We start from the raw sequence: 20,388 nt of genomic DNA on the forward strand, positions 1-20,388 counted from the left end.
CCCTCGCTCGTGCCCGTGCGGTGCACCACCGGTCCGGTGGCGCCCCGCACGGCACGACGGTCAGGCCGAGATCGACACGCGATCGCCGGGGTCGCCCGAACGTGTGCGGGGGGCGGCCCGTGGCGGGCGTGATCGGCGCGTGTTCGTCGGTGCCGCTCGTTCGTGTGCAGGGCTGGCCCGTGGCGGGCGTGATCCACACACGTTCTTCGGTGCCGCTCGTTCGTGTGCGGGGCTGGCCCGTGGCGGGCGTGATCCACACACGTTCTTCGGTGCCGCTCGTTCGTGTGCGGGGCTGGCCCGTGGCGGGCGTGATACACGCACGTTCGCCGGGCAGGCCGGGTGGCCGTCCCTCCCTCAGGCCGGGTGGCCGTCCCTCCCTCAGGCCGGGTGGCCGTCCCTCCCTCAGGCCGGGTGGCCGTCCCTCCCTCAGGCCGGGTGGCCGTCCCTCCCTCAGGCCGGGTGGCCGTCCCTCCCTCAGGCCGGGTGGCCGGGATCCACCACGCCGAACGCGTCCTGCAGCCCGTACGCAGGCAGGGCCGCCCTCGGCGCCTCGCCGCCCTCCGGGTCGAGCACGACGGCGACGTGGTCGCCGCAGTCGTAGCGGCCGAACACCCGGCCGCCGAACCAGTCGAGCCCGTCGATGACCGGGGCCCCGCCGGGCCCGTCCCGCACGGCCAGTCCGACGAACTTGTCGACGCCGCCGTCGGGCAGGTCGTCGGCCGTCTCGCCGCCGAACCGCCGGGCCAGGTCGTCATCGCCCTTCCGCAGCACGTGGACCACGAGGTGCTCTGCCGCCATGGCCGGGCCGAAGGTGTGGTTGAGGCGCGACACCAGCACGGCGAAGCGGGGCGGCCGGATGCTCACCTGCGTCGCGAACCCCACCAGGCAGCCGACCGGCTCGCCGTCGGCGCCCCGCGCCGTCACGACGTACATCGGCGGATCGACCGACCCCATCAGCGCGTGGAACGAGCCGCTCACCTCGACGCTCCGGCCAGCCGGCCGACGAGGTCGACGGTCCGGTCGAGCTCCTCGGTCGTGTTCAGGTAGTGCACCGAGGCCCGCACCATCTCGTCGATGCCGCGCTCGCCGAGGTCGATGCGGGCGAACGAGGCGCTCGTCGTCCACACCTGCACCGCGTCGGCCGCGAGGGCGCGCCGCACCTCGGCGGGTGCCACGCCGTCGACGGTGAACGTGACGATCCCGCAGCGGCGCACGCCGCGGTCGTGCACGGCGACGCCCGGCAGCGCCGACAGGCCGGCGCGGAGGTGCTCGGCGAGCGACCCGACGCGGTCGCCGATCGCCGCCAGGCCCAGGTCGAGCGCGTAGTCGACGGCGGCACCCAGCCCGAGCAGCCCGGCGACGCTCCGCTCGAAGCGCTCGAACCGGGCCGCGCCCCCGGGCAGCCGGGAGGTCGTCGGACCGGTCCACTCGGCGCCGGCCGAGCCGAGCGGGGCCAGCCGGTCCGCCAGGTCGGCACGGGCCCAGAGGAAGCCGGTGCCGCGCGGTGCCCGGAGGTACTTCCGTCCCGTCGCGGTCAGCAGGTCGCAGCCGAGCGCAGCGACGTCGAGCGGCAGCTGCCCCGCCGACTGGCAGGCGTCGAGGAGGAACGTCACGCCCGCCTCCCGGCACCGCCGCCCCACCTCCTCGGCCGGGTTCACGAGACCGCCCTGCGTGGGCACGTGGCTGAGCGCCACCATCCGCACCGACGGGTCCTCGAGGTGGCGCCCGAGCGCCTCGACGTCGATCTGCCCGAACTCGTCGTCGTCGACCACGCGGAACCGCACGCCGAACCGGTCCCGGGCGACGAGCAGGTTCAGCACGTTGGTGACGTACTCCGAGCGGCACGTGAGCACGACGTCGCCCTCGGACCACGGGAACGACCAGAACGCCGACTCCCACGCATCGGTGGCGCTCGTCGCGAAGGCGACCTCGTCCGGTCGGCCCCCGACGAGGTCGGCGACCGAGCGGCGCGCCCGCTCGACGTCGTCGGCCCGTGCCGCCGCGGCCTCGTAGCCGCCGAGGCGCGCCTCCTCGCGGAGGTGGCCGACCACGACGTCGAGGACCGGTTCGGGTGAGGGCGACGCCCCGGCGTGGTTGAGCAGCACCCGCTCGGACGTGGCCGGCGTGTCGGCCCGGACGCGCCCGACGTCGATGCCGGGGCCGCTCATCGGCGGGCGGGCGCCCCGTCGGACCGGTCGACCTCGACGGCATCGACCTCGACCGGTCCGGCCTCGACCTCGACCGGTCCGGCCTCGACCTGGATGGCGCCGGCCTCCGCCGCGCCGGCCGGCACGTCGACCGACGGCGTGGCGCCGTCGTCCGGCGTGGGCGTGAGGCCGTTGCCCGAGAAGCCCGTCCAGAGCAGCGACGTGAGGTACTCGACGAGGTCGCGGCGGCTCAGCGTCCGCCGGTCGAGCCACCACTCGGTCGTCACGTGGACCATCCCGAGCACCCCGTAGGCCCACGGCTCGGCGGGCCCGGAGTCCGAGCCCTGCTCGCGCAGCCACTCGCCGAGCGCCCTCGCCACGACGACGCCGACGTCGCTCACGAGCCGCCGGTCCTCGAGCCGGCGGCCGGCGCCGAAGGACCCCTCGGACAGGAACCGGTAGATGTGCGGGTCCGACTCGATGAAGCCCACCCACGCGTCGATCGCCCGCTCGACGCGCTCGCGGGTGTCCTCGGAGGTGGCCCACGCCTCGCCGAAGCGGGCGATGAGGTCGCGGCTGAACCGGGTGGCCAGCGCGTCGGCCAGCCCCGCCTTGTCGCCGAAGTTCGCGTAGAGGATCGGCTTGGTGATGCCGGCCTCGTGGGCGATGTCCTCCATGGACACGCCGGCACCCTCGCGGCGGATCGCGAGCACCGCGGCGTCGAGCAGCTCCTCGCGCCGCTCGGACCGCGACTCCCTGGTCCGCCGCTTGCGCTCAGACACGGTGCTGCAGCCCGTCGGCCAGGTCGGCGGCGACGACGGCGAAGAGGTCGGGGAACACCCTCGCGACGCGGCTCATCAGGTACTCCCCGTACGGGCCGTCGACGAGGTGGACGTCCTCGCCGTCCCAGCGGTCCCGTCCCGGTCGGCGCGCCCCCGGCACGACGTCGGGGAGCGCGTGGACGCGGACGTCCCACCCCGGGTCGAGGAAGAGCGGCATCGACACCCGGTCGGCGGTCGGCGTGGCGACGCGGTGCGGCGTCGCGACGAACCGCCCCCCGCTCAACCGCTCGAGCATGTCGCCGAGGTTGCACACGAGCGCCCGCTCGTCGGGACGCACCGCGATCCACTCGCCGTCGACCCGCACCTCGAGCCCGCCGGTGGCGTCCTCGGCCAGCAGCGTGAGCAACCCGTAGTCCGTGTGCTCGCCGACGCCCCACGTCGACCCGTCGGTGCCGCCGGCGGGGTAGTGGAAGATCCGGAACAGCACCGTCGGATCCGCGCACCACGCGTCGAACCAGTCGGCCGCCAGGTCCATCCCGACCGCGAGGCCGCGCAGGACGGCACGGCCCACGTCGGTGACCTCGTCGATCCAGCGCAGGACGAGCGGACCGAGCTCTGCCGGCCGCTCCGGGAAGAGGTTGGGACCGTGCAGCGGCGTGCCCGCGACGACCGCCGGGTCGTCGGCGGGCAGCTCCGTGCCGAAGTAGATGCCCTCCTTGCCGTCGGGCGCACCGGAGGTGAGCTCGCCACCCAGGGGGAACCACCCGCGCCAGGCGCGCCCGCCGAGCGGCATCGCGATCCGCTCCTTCTCGGCCGGGTCCGACGCGAAGAACGCCCGGGCGGCGGCCACGAGGCGGCGGCGGAGGTCGTCGTCGACGCCGTGGCCGACGACCTGGAACACCCCGGGTCCCTCGCACGCGGCCACCAGCTGCTCGCCGGCGCGACGGACCTCGGGGTCGTCGGCGGCGCGCCGGGCAGGCCCCGAGGCGACCAGGGCGGCGACGTCGATCGTGGGGATGCGGGCCTGCTGGACCACGACCCACGTTGCCACAGCACCGCCGCCCCGGCGAGCGCCGGTGGACGCCCCGGGACCGGCTGCGCGCCGACCGTGAGCTTCCTCCCGAACGAAGTTCAGAGTCGCTTGACGGGGTGCCCGGGACCCCGCAGACTTGAGCAGTTCGACCGCCCGTGGCTGCGGGCGTTTGGGGAGGGCACTTCATGATGCGTGCAGGGCGATCGCGTTCCGGGCGGTTCTTCGCGGCCATGGCGGCCGTGGTGGCCGTCTGCACCGTGGCGGGTCTGGTGATCCTGCCGGGGGCCGAGGCGCAGAAGGTGTCGAACCCCGGCACGTTCACGATCACGCCGACCCTGGGTTCGCTGTCGATCCGCAACACGCTGTTCGACCTGACGCCCCGCCCGCAGGCGCAGTGCAGCGACGGCGTCGACAACGACGGCGACACCCGCGTCGACGCCGGCGACTTCGAGTGCAGCGCCGTCGGCGGGCCCATCGGCGCGACGGCCGCCAACGACGACAGTGAGCTGGCGAGCGGCTACCAGCAGAAGGTCAACGTCTCGATCACCGGCCAGGTCGCGGGCAACGGTGCCGTGACCGTGCCGATCTCCGGCATCGTCTTCCCGCCCGGCTACGTGCCGATCACCGATCCGTTCAACGGTCTCGTGTACGTGGTGCGCGCGACGGTGAGCGCCACCGCCCCGGCGACCGGCGTGCTCGACCCGCTCACCGGCAAGGTCGACCTCCAGGTCAAGATCCAGGTCCTCCTCGAGGGCTCGCCGCTCGGGGTCGGCCTCGGCTACGACTGCAAGATCGGCCGGCCCGAGAACCCGATCACGCTGAACCTCACCACCGGGGTGTCCGGCAGCCTCGTCGGCGCCGCCTACAGCCCGACCTTCGGCACGGCGAAGCTCGTCGACGGCTCGTTCGCCGTCCCGGGCGCCGCCGGCTGCCCGATCGGCCTGGTCAACGTGAACGACGTGATCAACCAGCAGATGGGCCTCCCGTCGCCGGCGGGCTTCAACAAGGCGTCGATCCAGGGCGCGACCGACCCGATCCTGGGCCGGGCCATCATCCCCCGCATCGTGACCACCCCGGGCAGCCCGATCGGCCCGGCTCCCTTCACGGTCGGCTTCGACGGCTCGACCTCCACGGCCAAGGCGCCCGCGACGTACAAGTGGACGTTCGCCGACGGCACCACCCAGACCGGCGTGAACGTCTCCAAGACCTTCACGACCGTCGGCAGCCAGACCGTCACGCTGACGGTCACCGACGCCGACGGCGACACGGCGACGACGACCAAGAACGTCTCGGTCCAGCCGGGGGCGACGACCACGACCACCGCGTCGACGACGACCACCACGGCGCCGACCACGACCACGACGACGGCGCCGACCACCACGTCGACGACGACCACGACGACGGCGCCGACGACCACGACGACCACCACGGCGCCGACGACCACGACCACGACGACGGCGCCGACGACCACGACGACCACCACGGCGCCGACGACCACGACGACGACGACGCCGACGACCACCACCACGTCGACGACGACCACGACGACGGCGCCGACCACCACGACGACGGCGCCCACGACCACGACGACGGCGCCGACCACCACGACGACCGCGCCGACGACCACCACGACGGTCCCGCCGGGCGGTCGTGACCGGGCCAAGGTCACGGTCTCCGGGCGCACGACGTACGCCAACGACGCGGCGTCGACCGCGGGCAACGTCAGCGTGGTCCGCGACACCATCGGCATCGTGTCGGCCCGCGGCAACCTGACGCTGCCGGGCACCTCGGGCGGCAACGCCACGGTGAACGTGGACGTGCAGCGGTTCTGGATCTTCCAGCTCTGGACCGGCCAGGTCAGCGTCTACGACCCGGGTGCGTCCGTGTCGGTCGCGGCGCCGGTGTTCGGCCAGGTCAGCGGCACGACGGGGACCAACGCCGTCATCGGCAGCTCGAGCTGGTTCACGCTCGGGCAGTTCCCCGACCTGATCCGACCCTTCACGCTGACCTGGAGCGTCGACGACGTCTCCTGATCCCGACGGTCCTGCAGCGGGCACCGGCCCGCTGCGGGGCGTCAGGGTCATCGAGCTCGCCGGGCTGGGCCCGGCGCCCTTCGCGGCCATGGTGCTCGCGGACCTCGGGGCGGACGTGCTCCGCATCGACCGCCCGTCGTCCACGCCGCTGGTGCCCGACGCGGCGCGGCCGGACCAGCCCGAACGTGACGGGCCGACGGGCGCGCCGAACCCGTACGACCTGCTGAACCGGAACCGGCTCGGGATCGGCGTCGACCTCCGGAGCCCCGACGGGACGGCGCTCGTCCGCTCGCTCGCGGCATCGGCCGACGTCGTCGTCGAGGGCTACCGCCCCGGTGTCGCCGAGCGCTTCGGCCTCGGTCCCGACGACCTCCTCGCCGACAACCCGCGCCTCGTCTACGGCCGCATGACCGGGTGGGGCCAGAGCGGTCCGCTCGCCCCGAGGGCCGGCCACGACCTGACCTACCTCGCGCTGGCCGGCGTGCTCGCCCACGTGGGCCGGGCCGACCAGCCGCCCACGCCGCCGCTCAACCTCGTCGCCGACTTCGGCGGGGGCGGGATGCTGCTGGCGATGGGCGTGCTCGCCGCCCTGGTCGAGCGCGCCACGTCGGGAGCCGGCCAGGTCGTCGACGCCGCCATGGTCGACGGCGCCGCGCTGCTCATGGCGCCGCTGTTCGGGGCGTGGGCGTCGGGCTTCTGGTCCGCCGAGCGCGGGACGAACCTGCTCGACTCCGGTGCGCCGTTCTACGACTGCTACCGCTGCGCCGACGGCGGCTGGCTCGCCGTCGCCGCCATCGAGGCGCAGTTCTACGCCGAGCTCCTCGACGGGCTCGGCCTGGCTGCCGAGGACCTGCCGGGCCAGCACGACCAGGCCGGATGGCCGCAGCTGCGCCGGCGGTTCACCGAGGTGATCGCCGGGCGCCCGCGCGACGAGTGGGCCGAGCTCTTCGCCGACCGTGACGCCTGCGTCGCGCCCGTGCTCGACATGGGCGAGGCGCCCGGCCACCCGCACGCGGTGGCGCGAGGTGCGTTCGTCGACGTGCACGGCGTGCCGCAGCCCGCGGCCGCCCCGCGCTTCTCCCGGACGCCGGCCGCGGCGCCGGCGCCCGCACGGACGGGGTCGGACCCGGCGGCGGTGCTCCGGCCCTGGGGCGTGGACGGCGAGCGGGTCTCGTCGCTCGTCGCCGCCGGCGTCCTCAGCTGACCCCTGCGCCTCAGCTCCAGAGGTGCTCCGACATCGCGAGGCTCCGCAGGCGCGGCATGTCGAACGCCGTCTGGACGCTGTCGAGCATCACGGTCAGGTTGCCGAGGTCCCCGAGGTGGAACGCCTCGATGTCGGACACGACCTCCTCCGACGGCCACGACTCCACGACGACGCCGTCGAGTGGCGGGGCGCCGGGCGTGACCGGGTGCACGACGGTGTTGCGCACGTAGCGCAGGCGGGGCTGCACCCGCTCCGACATCGGGGACTGGTGCCCGTACCAGAGCTCGCGGAACGTCCGCGGGTCGAGCTGCGGGTTGCGGTGGACGAGGGCGACCGTGACCAGGCCGGGGGAGCGCTCGCCGTCGGGCCAGTCCCGGGGCTCGCCGCGCCGCTGGCCGAACTCGCTCCACAGCGACTCGGTGACGAGGTAGGCGTCGTTGCGGATGCCGACGGCCGCCGCCGCGTCGACGGCGTCGCGCGCGAGGTCGTGCGCGGGCACCCAGTACGAGATCGCGGCACGGACCGGGAGCTCGCCGCCCGGGCACGGCATCGGTCCGGGGATCCCGACCCGGTCGTCGGCGACGTGCACCGTCACCCCGGACGCACCGGCGTCGACGAGCGCGGGCACGACGGTTCCGAGCACCTCGGTGCGCAGGTCGGCACCGTCGCGGTCCTCGCGCTCGCGGACCACGTGCACCAGCTTCTCCATCGGGACCCCCTGCGGTCGTGTCGTGTCGTCAGGTCGTGTAGTCCGCGTTGATGCGGACGTAGCCGTCGGTCAGGTCGCACCCGTAGACGGTCCACTCGCCGGCGGCGATCCCGAGGTCGACGTCGATCAGCACCTCGTCGGAGCGGAGGTAGCCCTCCAGCTCGGCCAGCCCGTCCGGGCCGGGGTCGGCGGGGTACACCTCGGACTCGCCGAAGCGGACCCGCACCCGGTCCTGGTCGATGTCGGTGTCGTCGGAGCACTTGCCGATCGCCATCACGACGCGCCCCCAGTTGGGGTCGGCGCCGTGCACGGCGGTCTTCACCAGCGGCGAGTTGACCACGGCCTTGGCGACGCGGCGGGCCTGGTCGTCGTCGCGGGCGCCCGTCACCCGGACGACGAGCAACGTCTCGGCGCCCTCGCCGTCGGCGGCCAGCTGGCGGGTGAGGTCGAGGCAGACGGCCCCGAGCGCCGCTTCGAGCTCGGCCGGGTCGACTGCGCCGGCGCGCCCGCTCGCGAGCACCGCGGCGGTGTCGGAGGTCGAGGTGTCGGTGTCGACGCTCAGGCTGTTGAACGTCCGGTCGACCACCCTGCGGAAGGCGGCGTCGAGCGTGGCGGCGTCGACCTCGGCGTCGGTCAGGACGAACGCGAGCATCGTCGCCATGTCGGGCTCGATCATGCCGACGCCCTTGGCGATGCCGACCACCGTCGCCGTCCCGCCGGCCGACGGCAGCGACGCGAAGGCGATCTTGGGGTGGGTGTCGGTGGTCATGATCCCGGTGGCGGCCGCCAGGGCGTGTCGGCCGTCGAACGGGGTCCGCAGGGCGGCGACGTGCGAGCGGATCCGGTCCATCGGGTAGGGCCGCCCGATCACGCCGGTCGAGGCGACGAGCACATCGCCGGGATCCGCGCCGATCGCCGCGGCCACGCCCGTCGCGAGCTCCTCGGCATCGGCGAGGCCCTGCTCGCCGGTCGCCACGTTGGCGTTCTTGGAGACGACGACGATCGCCTGCAGGGTGCCGTCGGCCGCGTGCCGGCGCGACACCTCCACGCTCGGCCCCGCGAAGCGGGACCTCGTGAACACCGCCGCGGCGACGCAGGGGCGGTCGGCGGCGATGACCACGAAGTCGTCGGTGTCGTCCTTGATCCCGACGTTGGCGACGTGGGCGGCGAAGCCGGCCGGCAGCGGCGCGTCGCCGAGCGCAGGCGCGGCGGCACCGGGGGCAGCGGCGGTGGCGGCGTCGTCCATCGCCAGGATCATGACAGACCGGCGGGGTGGCAGAATCCGGATTCCGCCCGGGCCGGTGCCGTCGCGCCGACCCGCCGAACGAGGGGGATCCCATGACCGACGCCGACGCGAGCCGGCCCGCCACGTCGCTGCAGGACCGGCGCTTCGTCGTCACCGGTGCGGCGCAGGGCCTGGGCGAGGCGATCGCCGCCCGCATCGTCGACCTCGGCGGCCAGGTGCTCGTCGCCGACGTCCTCGTCGACCGGGGGGTCGCGGCGGCGGAGCGGCTCGGCGACGCCGCCCGCTTCGAGGAGCTCGACGTCACCTCGGCCGAGGGCTGGGCCCGGGTGGTGGCGGCGGCCGACGACGCCTTCGGCGGCCTCGACGGGCTCGTGAACAACGCGGCGATCCTGCACATGGGCCTGCTCGAGGAGATGGAGCCGGAGCGGATCTCCCGGCTGGTGGAGGTCAACCTGGTCGGCCCGACGCTCGGCATCCGGGCGGTGGCGCCGGTCCTGCGCAGCGCCGGTGGCGGCTCGATCGTGAACATCTCGTCGATCGGCGGCCTCGAGGGGATGAACTCGACGGTCGCCTACTGCGCCTCGAAGTGGGGCGTCCGCGGGCTCACGAAGGCCGCCGCCATCGAGTACGGCCGCGACCGGATCCGCATCAACGCCGTCTGCCCCGGGATGGGCAACCCCGAGATGTTCACGCCGTTCATCGAGCAGTTCGACCTCGACCTCTACCTGCGCGCCGCACCCCAGGTGCCGTACCAGGAGCAGGGCCGGCCGCGGAACGTCGACATGTACGACGTCGCCGAGATGGTGGTGTGGCTCCTGTCGGACGCGGCGCGCGGCTGCAGCGGCGCGGACTTCCCGGTGGACGCGGGGTGGACCGCGGGCACGTACGCCCCCGGCCTGCCCGGGTTCTGACGGCCGGACCCGCCGGTCGGATCGGCGGAGCGGGCGGGTAGCGTCGCCGCATGGATCGTCACGCCACCGCACTGCAGGTCGCCGCCGCCATCCGGGCCCGTGAGGTCAGCCCGTCGGAGGTGCTCGAGCACTACCTGGCGGAGGTCGACCGGCTGGATCCCGTGCTCAACGCCTTCTCGCTCCGCGACGACGAGCGGGCCCGGGCCGAGGCACGCGCCGCCGACGACGCGGTGGCCGCCGCAGGTCGCGACGGGACCGACCTCGCTCCGTTCGCCGGCGTCCCGATCCCGATCAAGGACCTCTACGACGTCGAGGGCTGGGTGACCGGGCACGGGTCCCTCGCCGTCCCGGAGGTCCCGGCCGAGGAGGACGAGCTGTCGGTCCGCCGCCTGCGCGGGGCCGGCTTCGTGCTGATGGGCAAGACCACGACGCCCGAGTTCGGGGCGATCTCCTGCACCGAGTGCGCCCGCACCGGCATCACCCGGAACCCCTGGGACACCGACCACACGCCCGGGGGCAGCTCGGGCGGCGCCGCCGCCGCGGTAGCTGCGGGCATGGCCCCCGTCGGCCACGCCTCCGACGGCGGTGGGTCGATCCGCATCCCGTCGTCGTGCAACGGCCTGGTCGGCCTCAAGCCCTCACGCGGCCGCGTCACGAGCCGGGTGGCCGACATCGTGGGCGCCTCCACGAACGGCGTCGTGGCGATCGACGTCGCCGACGCCGCGGCGCTGCTCGACGTGCTCGGACCGCTCGACCCCGGCGCGTGGAACGTCGCCCCGCCCTCGGCCCGTCCGTACTCCGAGGAGGTCGGCGTGTCCCCGGGTCGGCTGCGGGTGCGACTGTGCGTCGACAACGCCATCGGGCTCCCGGTCGACCCCGAGTGCGCCGAGGCCGCCCGGTCGGTCGCCGACACGCTTTCCGACCTCGGCCACGAGGTGAAGGAGGCGCCGCCCGTGTGGCCCGACGCCGGCCGGTTCCTCGAGCACTTCGTGACGATCTGGAACACCCTGTCGGTGCTGGTCCCGCTCACCGACGAGTCGAAGCTCGAACCGCAGAACGCCGCGGCGTTCGCGGCGTCGCGGCTGACCGACGCGTTCGGCCTGCTCGGGGCCGAGGACGCCCTGCAGCGCGCCTCCCGGGCCTTCACCGCGCAGTTCGGGCCCGAGGGCGACTTCGACGTGCTCGTCGGCCCGACCATGTCGGTGCTGCCGCCCGAGGCCGGCACGATCATGGCCGGGGTCGAGGAGGTGCCAGAGGCGCCGGTCATGAACGGCGTGCCGATGGCGTGCTACACGGCGCTGTTCAACGCCAGCGGCCAGCCGGCGATCTCGCTGCCCGCCCACGTGTCGGCCTCCGGCCTGCCGGTCGGGGTCCAGATCGCGGCGGCGCCGTGGCGCGAGGACGTGCTCGTCCGGCTGGCGTCGCAGCTCGAGCAGGCCCGGCCGTGGGCGCCGCTGCCCGAGCTGTGACCCGAGCCCCGGCCGGCGCCGGCGCCGCGCTGGCCGAGCGGCTGGGGCTGCGGCGGCTCGGGCCCGACCGCCTCCGGGCCGAGACCCGGGGCGGCGTCGTGGAGCTGCGCTGCCTGCACTCGGTCGACGAGATGGCCCCGCTCGAGGCGTTGCAGCGCGAGGTGATGGGGGCGACCGACCTCGACGTCTACGGGCGCGCCTCGCTCGTGGTCGTCCCCGACTCCGGTGGGCACGTCATCGCCGTGCACGCCGCCCCGCCCGACCGGCCGGGTGCCGCTCCCGAGCTGGCCGGCGCGCTCATCGGGTTCGGCGGTTGGCGGCCTGCGCAGGGCGAGGAGCCCGGCGTGCCGCGGATCGTCTCGGACTGGATGGGCGTGCTGCCGCGCTTCCGCTCGTCGGGGCTCGGCGCGGCCCTGAAGCGAGCCCAGGCGGTGGTTGCGCTCGATGCCGGGTTCGAGGAGGTCGTCTGGACCGTCGACCCCCTGCGGGCCGGCAACGCCCGGCTCAACCACGGCGTGCTCGGCGCGCTGGGCGTCGGCTACGAGGTCGACCGCTACGGGTCCGACTACGCCAAGGGCCTCTACGGCGGGCTGCCCAGCGACCGGTTGACGGTGCGGTGGGCGATCGGCGACCCGGCGGTGCAGGACCGCATCGCCTCGCCACCGCCCGTGCAGACCGTCGACGAGCTGCGAGGCCTCGACGACCGCCGGGTGGTGGTGGGCGACGTCACCCCGATGACCGGCTTCGTGGAGATCCCTCCCGACGTCGACGCGCTGCTGGCCGCCGACCCGTCCGCGGTCCGGCTCCAGCGCGAGCGCGTGCGGGGCGAGCTGCAGCGGGCGCTGGAGGCGGGGGCGGTGGTCATGGGCTTCGCCTCGGCGGGCCGCACCGGTCGGCCGGCGCTGGTGCTCGGCGCCCCCGACCCGGCGTCCGTGGGCGGGGGACCGTCGTGAGCCGGGGGAGCGAGGTGCGCTCGCTCGAGGTCTTCCCCTTGCGGCTCCGCCTGCGGGAGCCGTTCGCGGTGGCCTACGCCACGGTCGAGCACTCCGAGACGGTCCTCGTGCGGCTGACCACCGAGGACGGGCTCGTGGGGTGGGGCGAGGCGACCCCCGACGAGCACGTCACGGGCGAGACGTACGCCGACTCCCTCCGGGCGCTCCGCGAGGTGCTGGCCCCCGCCGTGGTCGGCGAGGACGTCGAGCGACCGGCCACGATCATCGACCACCTCGATCGGCTGGCACCCGCCGCGCCGGCGGCGCGGGCGGCGGTCGACATCGCGGTGCACGACGCGCTGGCCCGGCGGCTGGACCTCCCGCTGTGGCGGCTGCTCGAGCGATCCGTCGGCCGACCGTCGGGCAAGGACCACCTGCAGATCTCGCGGGTCGTGAGCATGCTCGCCCCCGGCGAGATGGCCGAGGTGGCGCTGCGGCACGTCGCCGCCGGGTTCTCGACGGTGAAGCTGAAGGTCGGCGAGCCCGACGAGTGGGAGCTCGACGTCGCCCGCGTCGCCGCGGTCCGGGCCGCGGTCGGGCCCGATGTCGGGATCAAGGTCGACGCGAACCAGGGCTGGCGCGTGCCCGACGTGGCGGTCGCGGCCATGACGGCGATGGCGGCGAGCCGGCCGATGTACGTCGAGCAGCCGGTCGACCGGCACGACCTCGAGGGACTCGCCGAGGTGCGCCGCCGCGTGCCCGACGTGGCGATCATGGCCGACGAGGCCGTGTGCGACGAGCGCGACGTCGCCCGCGTCGTCGACCTCCGGGCCGCCGACCTCGTGAACCTGAAGCTGATGAAGACCGGCGGGCTGGTGCATGCGATCCGGGCCGACGCGATCGCGGCCCGGGCGGGGATCGCCACCCAGGTCGGCACGATGGTCGAGAGCTCGGTGGCGTCGGCCGCGGGCCTGCACCTGGCGATGGCGCTGCGCAACGTCGGCACCGTCGAGATGGGCGGCCCGCTCATGATCGCCGACGACGTCGGCGACCTGGCTCGCTGCTACGACGGCGAGCGGATCACGTTGACCGAGCGCCCGGGCCTCGGCATCGACCTCGACACCCCCCGCATCACCGCCACCCGGATATAGGGGTGCACAGCGACAACCTTTGTCGCGATCCCGACCAGAGAAATCGGGCGACGGGGGTCAGGCCCCGAACGCGGGCGGCGCGAGGCCGACGCGGGTGAGCGCCTCGACGGTGGCCCGCAGCGGCAGGCCGATCACCGTCGTGGGGTCGCCGTCGACCGACTCGACGAGCGCCGCGCCCTGGCCCTGCAGCGCGTAGGCGCCGGCCTTGTCCATCGGCTCGCCCCCGGCGACGTAGCCGGCCAGCCGCTCGGGAGCGGCGGGCCCGAACGTCACCAGGGCGGTGGCGACGAGGTCGGCGACGTCACCGTCCGGCCCGACGACCCGCACGGCCGTGAGCACCGTGTGCGACCGGCCGACGAGGGACCGGAGCATGCGCAGCGCGTCGACGGCGTCCACCGGCTTGCCGAGGATGAGGTCGTCCACGACGACGCAGGTGTCGGCGGCGACCACGGCGAGGCCCGGCTCCCAGATCGCATCGGCCTTGGCGCCGGCCACCCGGGCCGCGTAGGCCGCCGCCGGCTCGTCGGCCAGGACCGACTCGTCGACGTCGGCAGCCCGGACCGTGAAGCGGTAGCCGACGCGCTCGAGCAGCTCGGCACGCCGTGGCGAGGCGGAGGCGAGCACCAGCGGCGGGGAGGCCGGCGACGTCATCCGCCCGAGACCAGCGCCTCGGCGGCGGCGGGGAGGAGGACGTCCTCGTCGGGGTCGTCCAGCCAGCCGTCGGGGAGCGCGACCCGCTTCAGCGCGTGGTGGTGGCTGCGGGCGATCGACGCGGGATCGGCCACCGGCATCACGTCGGCCATCGCCTCGAGCGGCTCGAGCAGCGCGTCGAGGTCGGCGAGCGACCCGACGTGGCCGGCCCGCTGCCGGACGTCGCCGCCGACCGGGTAGCCCTTGAGGTACCAGGCGAGGTGCTTGCGGAACGGCGCGAGCCGGACCTGGCCCAGCAGCGGACCGTCCGTGTGCAGCCCGTCCCCGGTCGTCTCGGCCCACTCCACGATGAGGGCGACGTGCCGGCGGATCGTCGCGACCACCTCGCCGAGCGTGGGCTCGGGTCGCACCGGCCGGCCGGCGAGCGCGTCGTCGAGCTGCCCGAACAGCCACGGCCGGCCCAGGCACCCGCGCCCGACGACCACGCCGTCGCAGCCGGTCCGCTCGAGCATCCGCAGCGCGTCGTCGGCGGTGAACACGTCGCCGTTGCCCAGCACCGGCACCTCGTCGACCGCGGCGGCCAGCTCGGCGATCGCCTCCCAGCGCGCCGACGGCGCGTAGTGCTGCAGCGCGGTGCGGGCGTGCAGGGCGACCCACGCCGCCCCCTCGTCGATCGAGGTCCGGGCGGTGTCGAGGAACGTGAGGTGGTCGTCGTCGATGCCCATCCGGAACTTCACCGTGACCGGCACCCGACCGCCCGACTCGGCGTCCGCCGCGCCCACGACTGCGGCCACGACGCGGCGCAGCAAGCGGCGCTTGTAGGCCAGCGCGGCACCGCCGCCGTTGCGGGTGACCTTGGCGGCGGGGCAGCCGAAGTTCAGGTCCAGGTGGTCGACCAGGCCCTCGCCGACGAGCTCGCGGACCGCCTCGGCGAGGTAGCCGGGGTCGGTGCCGTAGAGCTGCAGCGACCGGACCGGCTCCGACGGGTGGAACCGGGTGAGCGCCCACGTGGTCGGGTGGCGCTCGACCAGGGCCCGGGCGGTCACCATCTGGTTCACGTAGAGCCCGCCGCCGAACTCGGCGCACAGCACCCGGAACGGCGCGTCGGTCACCCCGGCCATGGGCGCGAGGACGACCGGGGGGTCGACCGTGATCGGCCCCAGCGACAGGGGCGCGGCGCGCTGTCCGACGGCTTCCGGCACGAGCCGTAGTGTGCCGCAGATGACCGCCCTGCCGACCACCGGGCCCGCCGAGACGACCGTCACCGCCGCCGGGGCGCACGTCCAGCCCGGGATCCTCGACGAGGCCACGACCTGCCACTGCGTGCAGCAGTACGAGGTGACCCTCGGCGTCGACGTGGCCCGGCTGCGGGCCGCCATCGGCGCCATCCGGGGCCTCGCCGGCTCCGACCGGGGTCCGGACCACGTCGTGGTCGCCATCGGCGCCTCGCTGCTCGGCACGCTCGCACCCGACGAGATGCCGGCCGGCATGCGGCCCTTCACCGAGATCCACGGCACCGACGGCCACGTCGCCCCGAGCACCCAGGACGACCTGCTCCTCTGGTTCAGCTCGGCGACGGCGGACCGGTGCCTGTCCGGGGCGTGGCTCAGCCGCGCCGAGCTCGACGGGCTGGCCGACCTCCGCGCCGAGACGCACGGGTTCCAGTACTTCGACCACCAGGACCTCACCGGCTTCGAGGACGGGACCGAGAACCCGAAGGGACCCGACCGGCTCGAGGTCGCGACGATCCCCGAGGGGCCGTCGGCCGGCGGGTCGTTCGTGCTGGCGCAGCGCTGGGTCCACGACCTGCGGGCGTTCGAGCTGCTGCAGGTCGACGAGCAGGAGCTCGTGTTCGGCCGGACGAAGGACGGCTCGCAGGAGCTCGACCCGGTGCCCGAGCGCTCCCACGTCGAGCGGGTCGTGACCACGGATGCCGACGGCGACGAGCGTGAGATCTACCGCCGCTCGTTCCCGTACGGGACGACCGACGAGCTCGGGCTGCAGTTCCTCGCGTTCAACCGCGACCTGTCGACCTTCCAGGACATGCTCGAGCGGATGTTCGGGGCCGCCGACGGGCTCCGGGACCGCCTGACCGACGTCTCGCGGCCCGTGTCGGGCGCCTACTACATCGCCCCGACGGTGGCGGTGCTCGACGCGATCGCCGGACCACCGCCGACCTGACGCCCGCGCCGCCCGCTCTGTTCCACCGGATCGACGCTCCGACGTCGAAGAGGTGGAACAGAGCGGGCAGGCAGAGCAGGCCAGCGGTCGGGGCGACGGTGCGTTGCCTGTGGCGGCATCCGGGCGTATGGTGGACAGCGATGTCCGCCGCGACCAGCCTCCTCCTGCTCATGTAGGCGAGCCCGCCCCATACCGCGGCTCGCCGAACCTCCTGCGCTCTCGCAGGGGGTTCTCTTGTTTTTCGCCCCCGATCGCCGGCGACCCCGCTCACATCAGCAGCCGGGCCCCCGACCGACACACCGACCGACCACACCAGAACAGGACCACCGCCATGTCAGGTACCTCGTCCACGAAGATGCCCTTCGAGAAGTACCGGCCGTTCCTGCCCCTCTCCCCGGAGCAGGGCGGATCGGCCAACGGCGGCCTCCTCGACCGCTCGTGGCCCAACGCCGTCCTGGACCGCGCCCCGACGTGGTGCTCGGTCGACCTGCGCGACGGCAACCAGGCCCTGATCGACCCGATGGACCCGATCCGCAAGATGAAGATGTTCACCACCCTGGTGGAGATGGGGTTCAAGGAGATCGAGGTCGGCTTCCCCTCGGCGTCGCAGCCCGACTTCGACTTCCTGCGCGAGATCATCGAGACCGACCGCATCCCCGACGACGTCACCATCCAGGTGCTGGTGCAGTGCCGGCCCGACCTGATCGAGCGGACCTACCAGGCGCTCGAAGGCGCGCCCCGGGCGATCGTGCACTTCTACAACTCGACGTCGGTGCTCCAGCGCGAGGTCGTGTTCGGCAAGGACCGTGAGGGCATCACGCAGATCGCGACCGACGCCGCCCGCCTCGTGCGCAAGTACCAGGACACGCTGCCCGGGACCGAGATCCGCTACGAGTACTCGCCCGAGTCCTTCACCGGCACCGAGCCCGACTACGCGATCGAGATCTCGGCGGCCGTCATGGACGCGCTCGACCTGGCCGCCGACGAGAAGGTCATCATCAACGTCCCGGCCACCGTCGAGATGTACATGCCGAACATCTACGCGGACGTCGTCGAGTACGTGCACCGCAACATGCCGAACCGCCAGCAGGCGATCCTGTCGCTGCACCCGCACAACGACCGTGGCACCGCGGTGGCGGCGGCCGAGATGGGCCTGCTGGCCGGCGCCGACCGCGTCGAGGGCACGCTGTTCGGCAACGGCGAGCGAACCGGCAACGTCGACCTGGTCACGATCGGGCTGAACCTGTTCACCCAGGGCGTCGACCCCGAGCTCGACTTCTCCGACATCGACGCCCTGCGCCGCACGGCGGAGTACTGCAACCGGCTGCCGGTCCACGAGCGGCACCCGTACGTCGGCGACCTCGTCTACACGGCGTTCTCGGGCTCGCACCAGGACGCGATCAAGAAGGGGACCGAGGCGCTGGGCGTCGGCCCGGCCGGCGGCGACGCCGACTACGAGGCGTGGGAGGTGCCGTACCTGCCGATCGACCCGGCGCACCTGGGTCGGACCTACGACGCCGTCATCCGGGTCAACAGCCAGTCCGGCAAGGGCGGCGTCGCCTACGTGATGAAGGCCGAGTACGGGCTGGAGCTGCCCCGGCGGCTGCAGATCGAGTTCTCGAAGGCGATCCAGCACGTCGCCGAGGACACCGGCACCGAGATCTCGCCCGCCCAGATGTGGGAGGCGTTCCAGGCCGCCTACCTGGCCGACGACGGGACCGACGCGGCGGGCACCCGGGGCATCGTGTTCCGGACCGCCGAGGCGACGACCAACTCCGAGCGCTCCCGGGTGACGGCCCAGCTGGTCGTCGACGACGAGCCCCGCACCGTGGTCGGCGAGGGCGGCGGTCCGATCTCGGCGTTCATGCACGCGCTGCGCGACGACCTCGGCATCGACCTCGAGGTCGTGGACTACTCGGAGCACGCCGTGTCGGCCGGGTCCGACGCCACCGCGGCGGCCTACGTCGAGGCCAAGGCCCCCGACGGGGCGGTGCGCTGGGGCGTCGGGCTGGACGAGTCGATCCTCACCGCGTCGTTGAAGGCCGTGGTGTCGGCGGTCAACCGGCACCGCGACTGACGTCGGACCGCGTCGCCGACGGTCGTCGGCGCCGGCGGTCGTCGGCGCCGGCGGCCGGGGTAGCGTCGTGCGAGGACGACCGACGCCGGGGGGCACCGTGACGACGTTCGAGCAGCTCGACCGCAACGAGGTCGACACCACCATCCACACCGTGCTGGCAGAGGTGCCGAGCACGTTCACGTGGGACTACGAGCGCAGCCGACCCGGGCTGTCGCGCCTGTACGAGAAGGCCAAGGGCTCGCAGTGGAACGCGTCGACCGACCTCGACTGGTCGATCGACGTGGACCCGGAGCGGGTGTCGGCCGACCTCGGCGGCGGCTCCGGGTCGGGGCGGTTCGCCCACCTGGCGCAGGACCCCGACTCGCCCGTCCGCAGCTTCGGCGAGGCCGAGTGGCTCGAGCTCGGCATCCAGCTGCAGAACTCGGTGCTCAGCCAGTTCATGCACGGCGAGCAGGGCGCCCTGCTCTGCACCGCCCGCATCGTCGAGACCGTGCCGTGGATCGACGCGAAGTACTACGCGTCGACGCAGGTGATGGACGAGGCCCGCCACGTCGAGGTCTTCGCCCGCTACCTCGACGAGAAGCTCGGCAGCCAGTACGCGATCAACCGCAACCTCGGCCTGCTGCTCGACGACATCCTCGCCGACCCCCGCTGGGACGTGACGTACCTCGGCATGCAGATCATGGTGGAGGGCCTGGCGCTCGCCGCCTTCGGCTTCATGCGCCAGATGACGACCGAGCCGCTGCTGTCGACGATGCTCCGCTACGTCATGAGCGACGAGGCCCGTCACGTCGCCTTCGGCGTGCTGTCGCTGCAGGAGTACTACCGGGGGCTCACGGCGGCCGAGCTGCGCGAGCGCCAGGAGTTCGCGTTCGACGCCGCCATCCGGCTGCAGAAGCGGTTCCAGCACCTCGAGGTGTGGGAGCGCATGGGCGCCGACGCCGGCGCGGTCGCCGAGTTCCTGGAGTCGCGCAACCACGAGCAGGCGCAGGTCTTCCAGACGATGCTCTTCTCGAAGATCGTCCCGAACTGCAAGAAGCTCGGGCTGCTCGACGCCGCCGACGGGTGGCTCCGCGACCGCTTCACCGACATCGGCGTGATCCAGTTCGAGGACTGGGTGGACACGTCCGAGGAGTACGAGTCGCTCGACGAGGTCGCGGCGGACCGGGCCGGCTGAGTCCGGCCGGCGAGCCGAGGCGGATTCTCCGGTCGGGATCGCGACAAGGGTTGTCGCTGTGCACCCCTATATCCGGGAGAGGGGGGTCAGCGGCCGGTGGTGATGTACTCCTGCATCTGCCGCGTCTCCTCCTCGAGCTGCTCGAGCCGGGCCTTGACCACGTCGCCGATGCTGATGATGCCGACCAGCTGCTGGTCGACGATCACGGGCAGGTGACGGCAGCGCGTCTCGGTCATGCGCCGCGCCAGCCGCTCGAGGTCGTCGTCGGGCTGGCACGTCACGACCTCGGTCGTCATGGCCGCGGACACGGGCTCGTGCAGGATCGACTCGCCCCGCTCGGCGAGCCGGCGGACGATGTCGCGCTCGGAGAGGATGCCCTCGATGCCGCGACCGTCGGTCGAGACGACGAGGGCGCCGACCCCCCGCAGCCGCAGCTCGTTCACCGCCTCCGCGAGCGAGGCCGACGGCGCGGTGGTGGCCACCGTCGACCCCTTGCTGGACAGGATCGATGACACTCGCACGATCTGACCCCCTGTTCGACCCCCGGATGACATCGGTCACCACAAGTATCCACCCCGGAGCGCGTGAAGTCACCCGGCAGCACCGGTCACCTGCCCCGGGAGCCGTCCCACCAGACCCGACGCCCGGACCGGCGACGGATCCGCCCGCGGCTCGCCAGAATGGC

At 73.9% G+C, this 20,388-nt stretch carries 18 protein-coding genes; 9 read left to right on the forward strand and 9 right to left on the reverse strand.

The features are described 5' to 3' along the window. Window positions 1–474: 474 nt before the first annotated feature. The 4 genes from LH044_RS18905 to LH044_RS18920 are packed head-to-tail and all read right to left on the reverse strand — an operon-like array spanning window position 475 to window position 3,980. A complete protein-coding gene (locus LH044_RS18905) occupies window positions 475–978 on the reverse strand; it encodes a flavin reductase family protein (protein WP_304512022.1) in 504 nt (167 codons plus the stop codon). Beyond that, window positions 975–2,168 carry an aminotransferase class V-fold PLP-dependent enzyme gene (locus LH044_RS18910; protein WP_227757193.1) on the reverse strand — a complete coding sequence of 398 codons (1,194 nt, stop codon included), beginning with the start codon at window positions 2,166–2,168 and terminating at the stop codon, window positions 975–977. The genes LH044_RS18905 and LH044_RS18910 overlap by 4 nt, the downstream gene beginning before the upstream one ends. After that, on the reverse strand, window positions 2,165–2,929 hold the full coding sequence (locus LH044_RS18915; protein WP_227757194.1) for a TetR family transcriptional regulator: 765 nt from the start codon (window positions 2,927–2,929) through the stop codon (window positions 2,165–2,167). The genes LH044_RS18910 and LH044_RS18915 overlap by 4 nt, the downstream gene beginning before the upstream one ends. After that, on the reverse strand, window positions 2,922–3,980 hold the full coding sequence (locus LH044_RS18920) for an isopenicillin N synthase family dioxygenase (RefSeq protein ID WP_227757195.1): 1,059 nt from the start codon (window positions 3,978–3,980) through the stop codon (window positions 2,922–2,924). The genes LH044_RS18915 and LH044_RS18920 overlap by 8 nt, the downstream gene beginning before the upstream one ends. 170 nt (window positions 3,981–4,150) lie before the next feature. Between LH044_RS18920 and LH044_RS18925 the strand changes: the two genes are divergently transcribed. After that, the gene (locus tag LH044_RS18925) at window positions 4,151–5,995 is read left to right on the forward strand and encodes a PKD domain-containing protein (protein ID WP_227757196.1); all 1,845 of its coding nucleotides are present in this window, start codon (window positions 4,151–4,153) and stop codon (window positions 5,993–5,995) included. Between the two features lie 88 nt (window positions 5,996–6,083). Continuing rightward, window positions 6,084–7,199: a CaiB/BaiF CoA transferase family protein gene (locus tag LH044_RS18930; RefSeq protein ID WP_374210508.1), complete on the forward strand. Its 1,116-nt coding sequence runs from the start codon at window positions 6,084–6,086 to the stop codon at window positions 7,197–7,199. Between the two features lie 10 nt (window positions 7,200–7,209). Here LH044_RS18930 and LH044_RS18935 read toward each other — a convergent pair whose 3' ends face one another. Both LH044_RS18935 and argJ read right to left on the reverse strand, forming a co-directional pair. Continuing rightward, a complete protein-coding gene (locus LH044_RS18935; protein WP_227757197.1) occupies window positions 7,210–7,908 on the reverse strand; it encodes a hypothetical protein in 699 nt (232 codons plus the stop codon). Between the two features lie 28 nt (window positions 7,909–7,936). After that, window positions 7,937–9,154, reverse strand: a complete 1,218-nt coding sequence (gene argJ, locus LH044_RS18940) for a bifunctional glutamate N-acetyltransferase/amino-acid acetyltransferase ArgJ (protein ID WP_227757198.1) — start codon at window positions 9,152–9,154, stop codon at window positions 7,937–7,939. 92 nt (window positions 9,155–9,246) lie between these two features. On the opposite strand from argJ, the gene LH044_RS18945 reads away from it, so the two are divergent. The 4 genes from LH044_RS18945 to LH044_RS18960 are packed head-to-tail and all read left to right on the forward strand — an operon-like array spanning window position 9,247 to window position 13,617. Next, window positions 9,247–10,065 (forward strand): SDR family NAD(P)-dependent oxidoreductase, encoded by an 819-nt coding sequence (locus LH044_RS18945; protein WP_227757199.1) that lies wholly within the window; start codon window positions 9,247–9,249, stop codon window positions 10,063–10,065. A gap of 50 nt (window positions 10,066–10,115) precedes the next feature. Continuing rightward, a complete protein-coding gene (locus tag LH044_RS18950) occupies window positions 10,116–11,534 on the forward strand; it encodes an amidase (protein ID WP_227757200.1) in 1,419 nt (472 codons plus the stop codon). Then, window positions 11,531–12,487, forward strand: coding sequence for a hypothetical protein (locus LH044_RS18955; RefSeq protein ID WP_227757201.1), 957 nt, complete (start codon window positions 11,531–11,533; stop codon window positions 12,485–12,487). The genes LH044_RS18950 and LH044_RS18955 overlap by 4 nt, the downstream gene beginning before the upstream one ends. Further along, window positions 12,484–13,617, forward strand: a complete 1,134-nt coding sequence (locus LH044_RS18960) for a mandelate racemase/muconate lactonizing enzyme family protein (RefSeq protein ID WP_227757202.1) — start codon at window positions 12,484–12,486, stop codon at window positions 13,615–13,617. Before LH044_RS18955 ends, LH044_RS18960 begins: the two co-directional genes overlap by 4 nt. A gap of 57 nt (window positions 13,618–13,674) precedes the next feature. On the opposite strand, the gene LH044_RS18965 is transcribed toward LH044_RS18960, so the two are convergent. Further along, window positions 13,675–14,268, reverse strand: a complete 594-nt coding sequence (locus LH044_RS18965; RefSeq protein ID WP_227757203.1) for a Maf family protein — start codon at window positions 14,266–14,268, stop codon at window positions 13,675–13,677. Then, a complete protein-coding gene (gene dusB / locus LH044_RS18970) occupies window positions 14,265–15,470 on the reverse strand; it encodes a tRNA dihydrouridine synthase DusB (protein ID WP_227757204.1) in 1,206 nt (401 codons plus the stop codon). The genes LH044_RS18965 and dusB overlap by 4 nt, the downstream gene beginning before the upstream one ends. Window positions 15,471–15,489: 19 nt before the next feature. Between dusB and LH044_RS18975 the strand changes: the two genes are divergently transcribed. From LH044_RS18975 to LH044_RS18985, 3 genes are all read left to right on the forward strand, one after another. Further along, window positions 15,490–16,449 (forward strand): Dyp-type peroxidase, encoded by a 960-nt coding sequence (locus LH044_RS18975; protein ID WP_227757205.1) that lies wholly within the window; start codon window positions 15,490–15,492, stop codon window positions 16,447–16,449. Window positions 16,450–16,780: 331 nt separating this feature from the next. Next, the gene (leuA, locus tag LH044_RS18980) at window positions 16,781–18,526 is read left to right on the forward strand and encodes a 2-isopropylmalate synthase (RefSeq protein WP_227757206.1); all 1,746 of its coding nucleotides are present in this window, start codon (window positions 16,781–16,783) and stop codon (window positions 18,524–18,526) included. Between the two features lie 97 nt (window positions 18,527–18,623). Further along, on the forward strand, window positions 18,624–19,703 hold the full coding sequence (locus tag LH044_RS18985; protein ID WP_227757207.1) for a ferritin-like domain-containing protein: 1,080 nt from the start codon (window positions 18,624–18,626) through the stop codon (window positions 19,701–19,703). A gap of 86 nt (window positions 19,704–19,789) precedes the next feature. On the opposite strand, the gene LH044_RS18990 is transcribed toward LH044_RS18985, so the two are convergent. Next, the gene (locus LH044_RS18990) at window positions 19,790–20,224 is read right to left on the reverse strand and encodes a CBS domain-containing protein (protein ID WP_227757208.1); all 435 of its coding nucleotides are present in this window, start codon (window positions 20,222–20,224) and stop codon (window positions 19,790–19,792) included. Window positions 20,225–20,388 lie beyond the last annotated feature (164 nt).

It is taken from the genome of Dermatobacter hominis (assembly GCF_020715685.1).
GTDB lineage: Bacteria > Actinomycetota > Acidimicrobiia > Acidimicrobiales > Microtrichaceae > Dermatobacter > Dermatobacter hominis.

What these genes read in the sequence shown, in the direction of transcription:
- LH044_RS18950 (WP_227757200.1), top strand. Translation starts at nt 10,116, where the DNA reads ATGGATCGTCACGCCACCGCACTGCAGGTCGCCGCCGCCATCCGGGCC.
- LH044_RS18965 (WP_227757203.1), bottom strand. Translation starts at nt 14,268, where the DNA reads ATGACGTCGCCGGCCTCCCCGCCGCTGGTGCTCGCCTCCGCCTCGCCA.
- LH044_RS18925 (WP_227757196.1), top strand. Translation starts at nt 4,151, where the DNA reads ATGCGTGCAGGGCGATCGCGTTCCGGGCGGTTCTTCGCGGCCATGGCG.
- LH044_RS18910 (WP_227757193.1), bottom strand. Translation starts at nt 2,168, where the DNA reads ATGAGCGGCCCCGGCATCGACGTCGGGCGCGTCCGGGCCGACACGCCG.
- argJ (WP_227757198.1), bottom strand. Translation starts at nt 9,154, where the DNA reads ATGGACGACGCCGCCACCGCCGCTGCCCCCGGTGCCGCCGCGCCTGCG.
- LH044_RS18935 (WP_227757197.1), bottom strand. Translation starts at nt 7,908, where the DNA reads ATGGAGAAGCTGGTGCACGTGGTCCGCGAGCGCGAGGACCGCGACGGT.
- LH044_RS18945 (WP_227757199.1), top strand. Translation starts at nt 9,247, where the DNA reads ATGACCGACGCCGACGCGAGCCGGCCCGCCACGTCGCTGCAGGACCGG.
- LH044_RS18975 (WP_227757205.1), top strand. Translation starts at nt 15,490, where the DNA reads ATGACCGCCCTGCCGACCACCGGGCCCGCCGAGACGACCGTCACCGCC.
- leuA (WP_227757206.1), top strand. Translation starts at nt 16,781, where the DNA reads ATGTCAGGTACCTCGTCCACGAAGATGCCCTTCGAGAAGTACCGGCCG.
- LH044_RS18930 (WP_374210508.1), top strand. Translation starts at nt 6,084, where the DNA reads ATGGTGCTCGCGGACCTCGGGGCGGACGTGCTCCGCATCGACCGCCCG.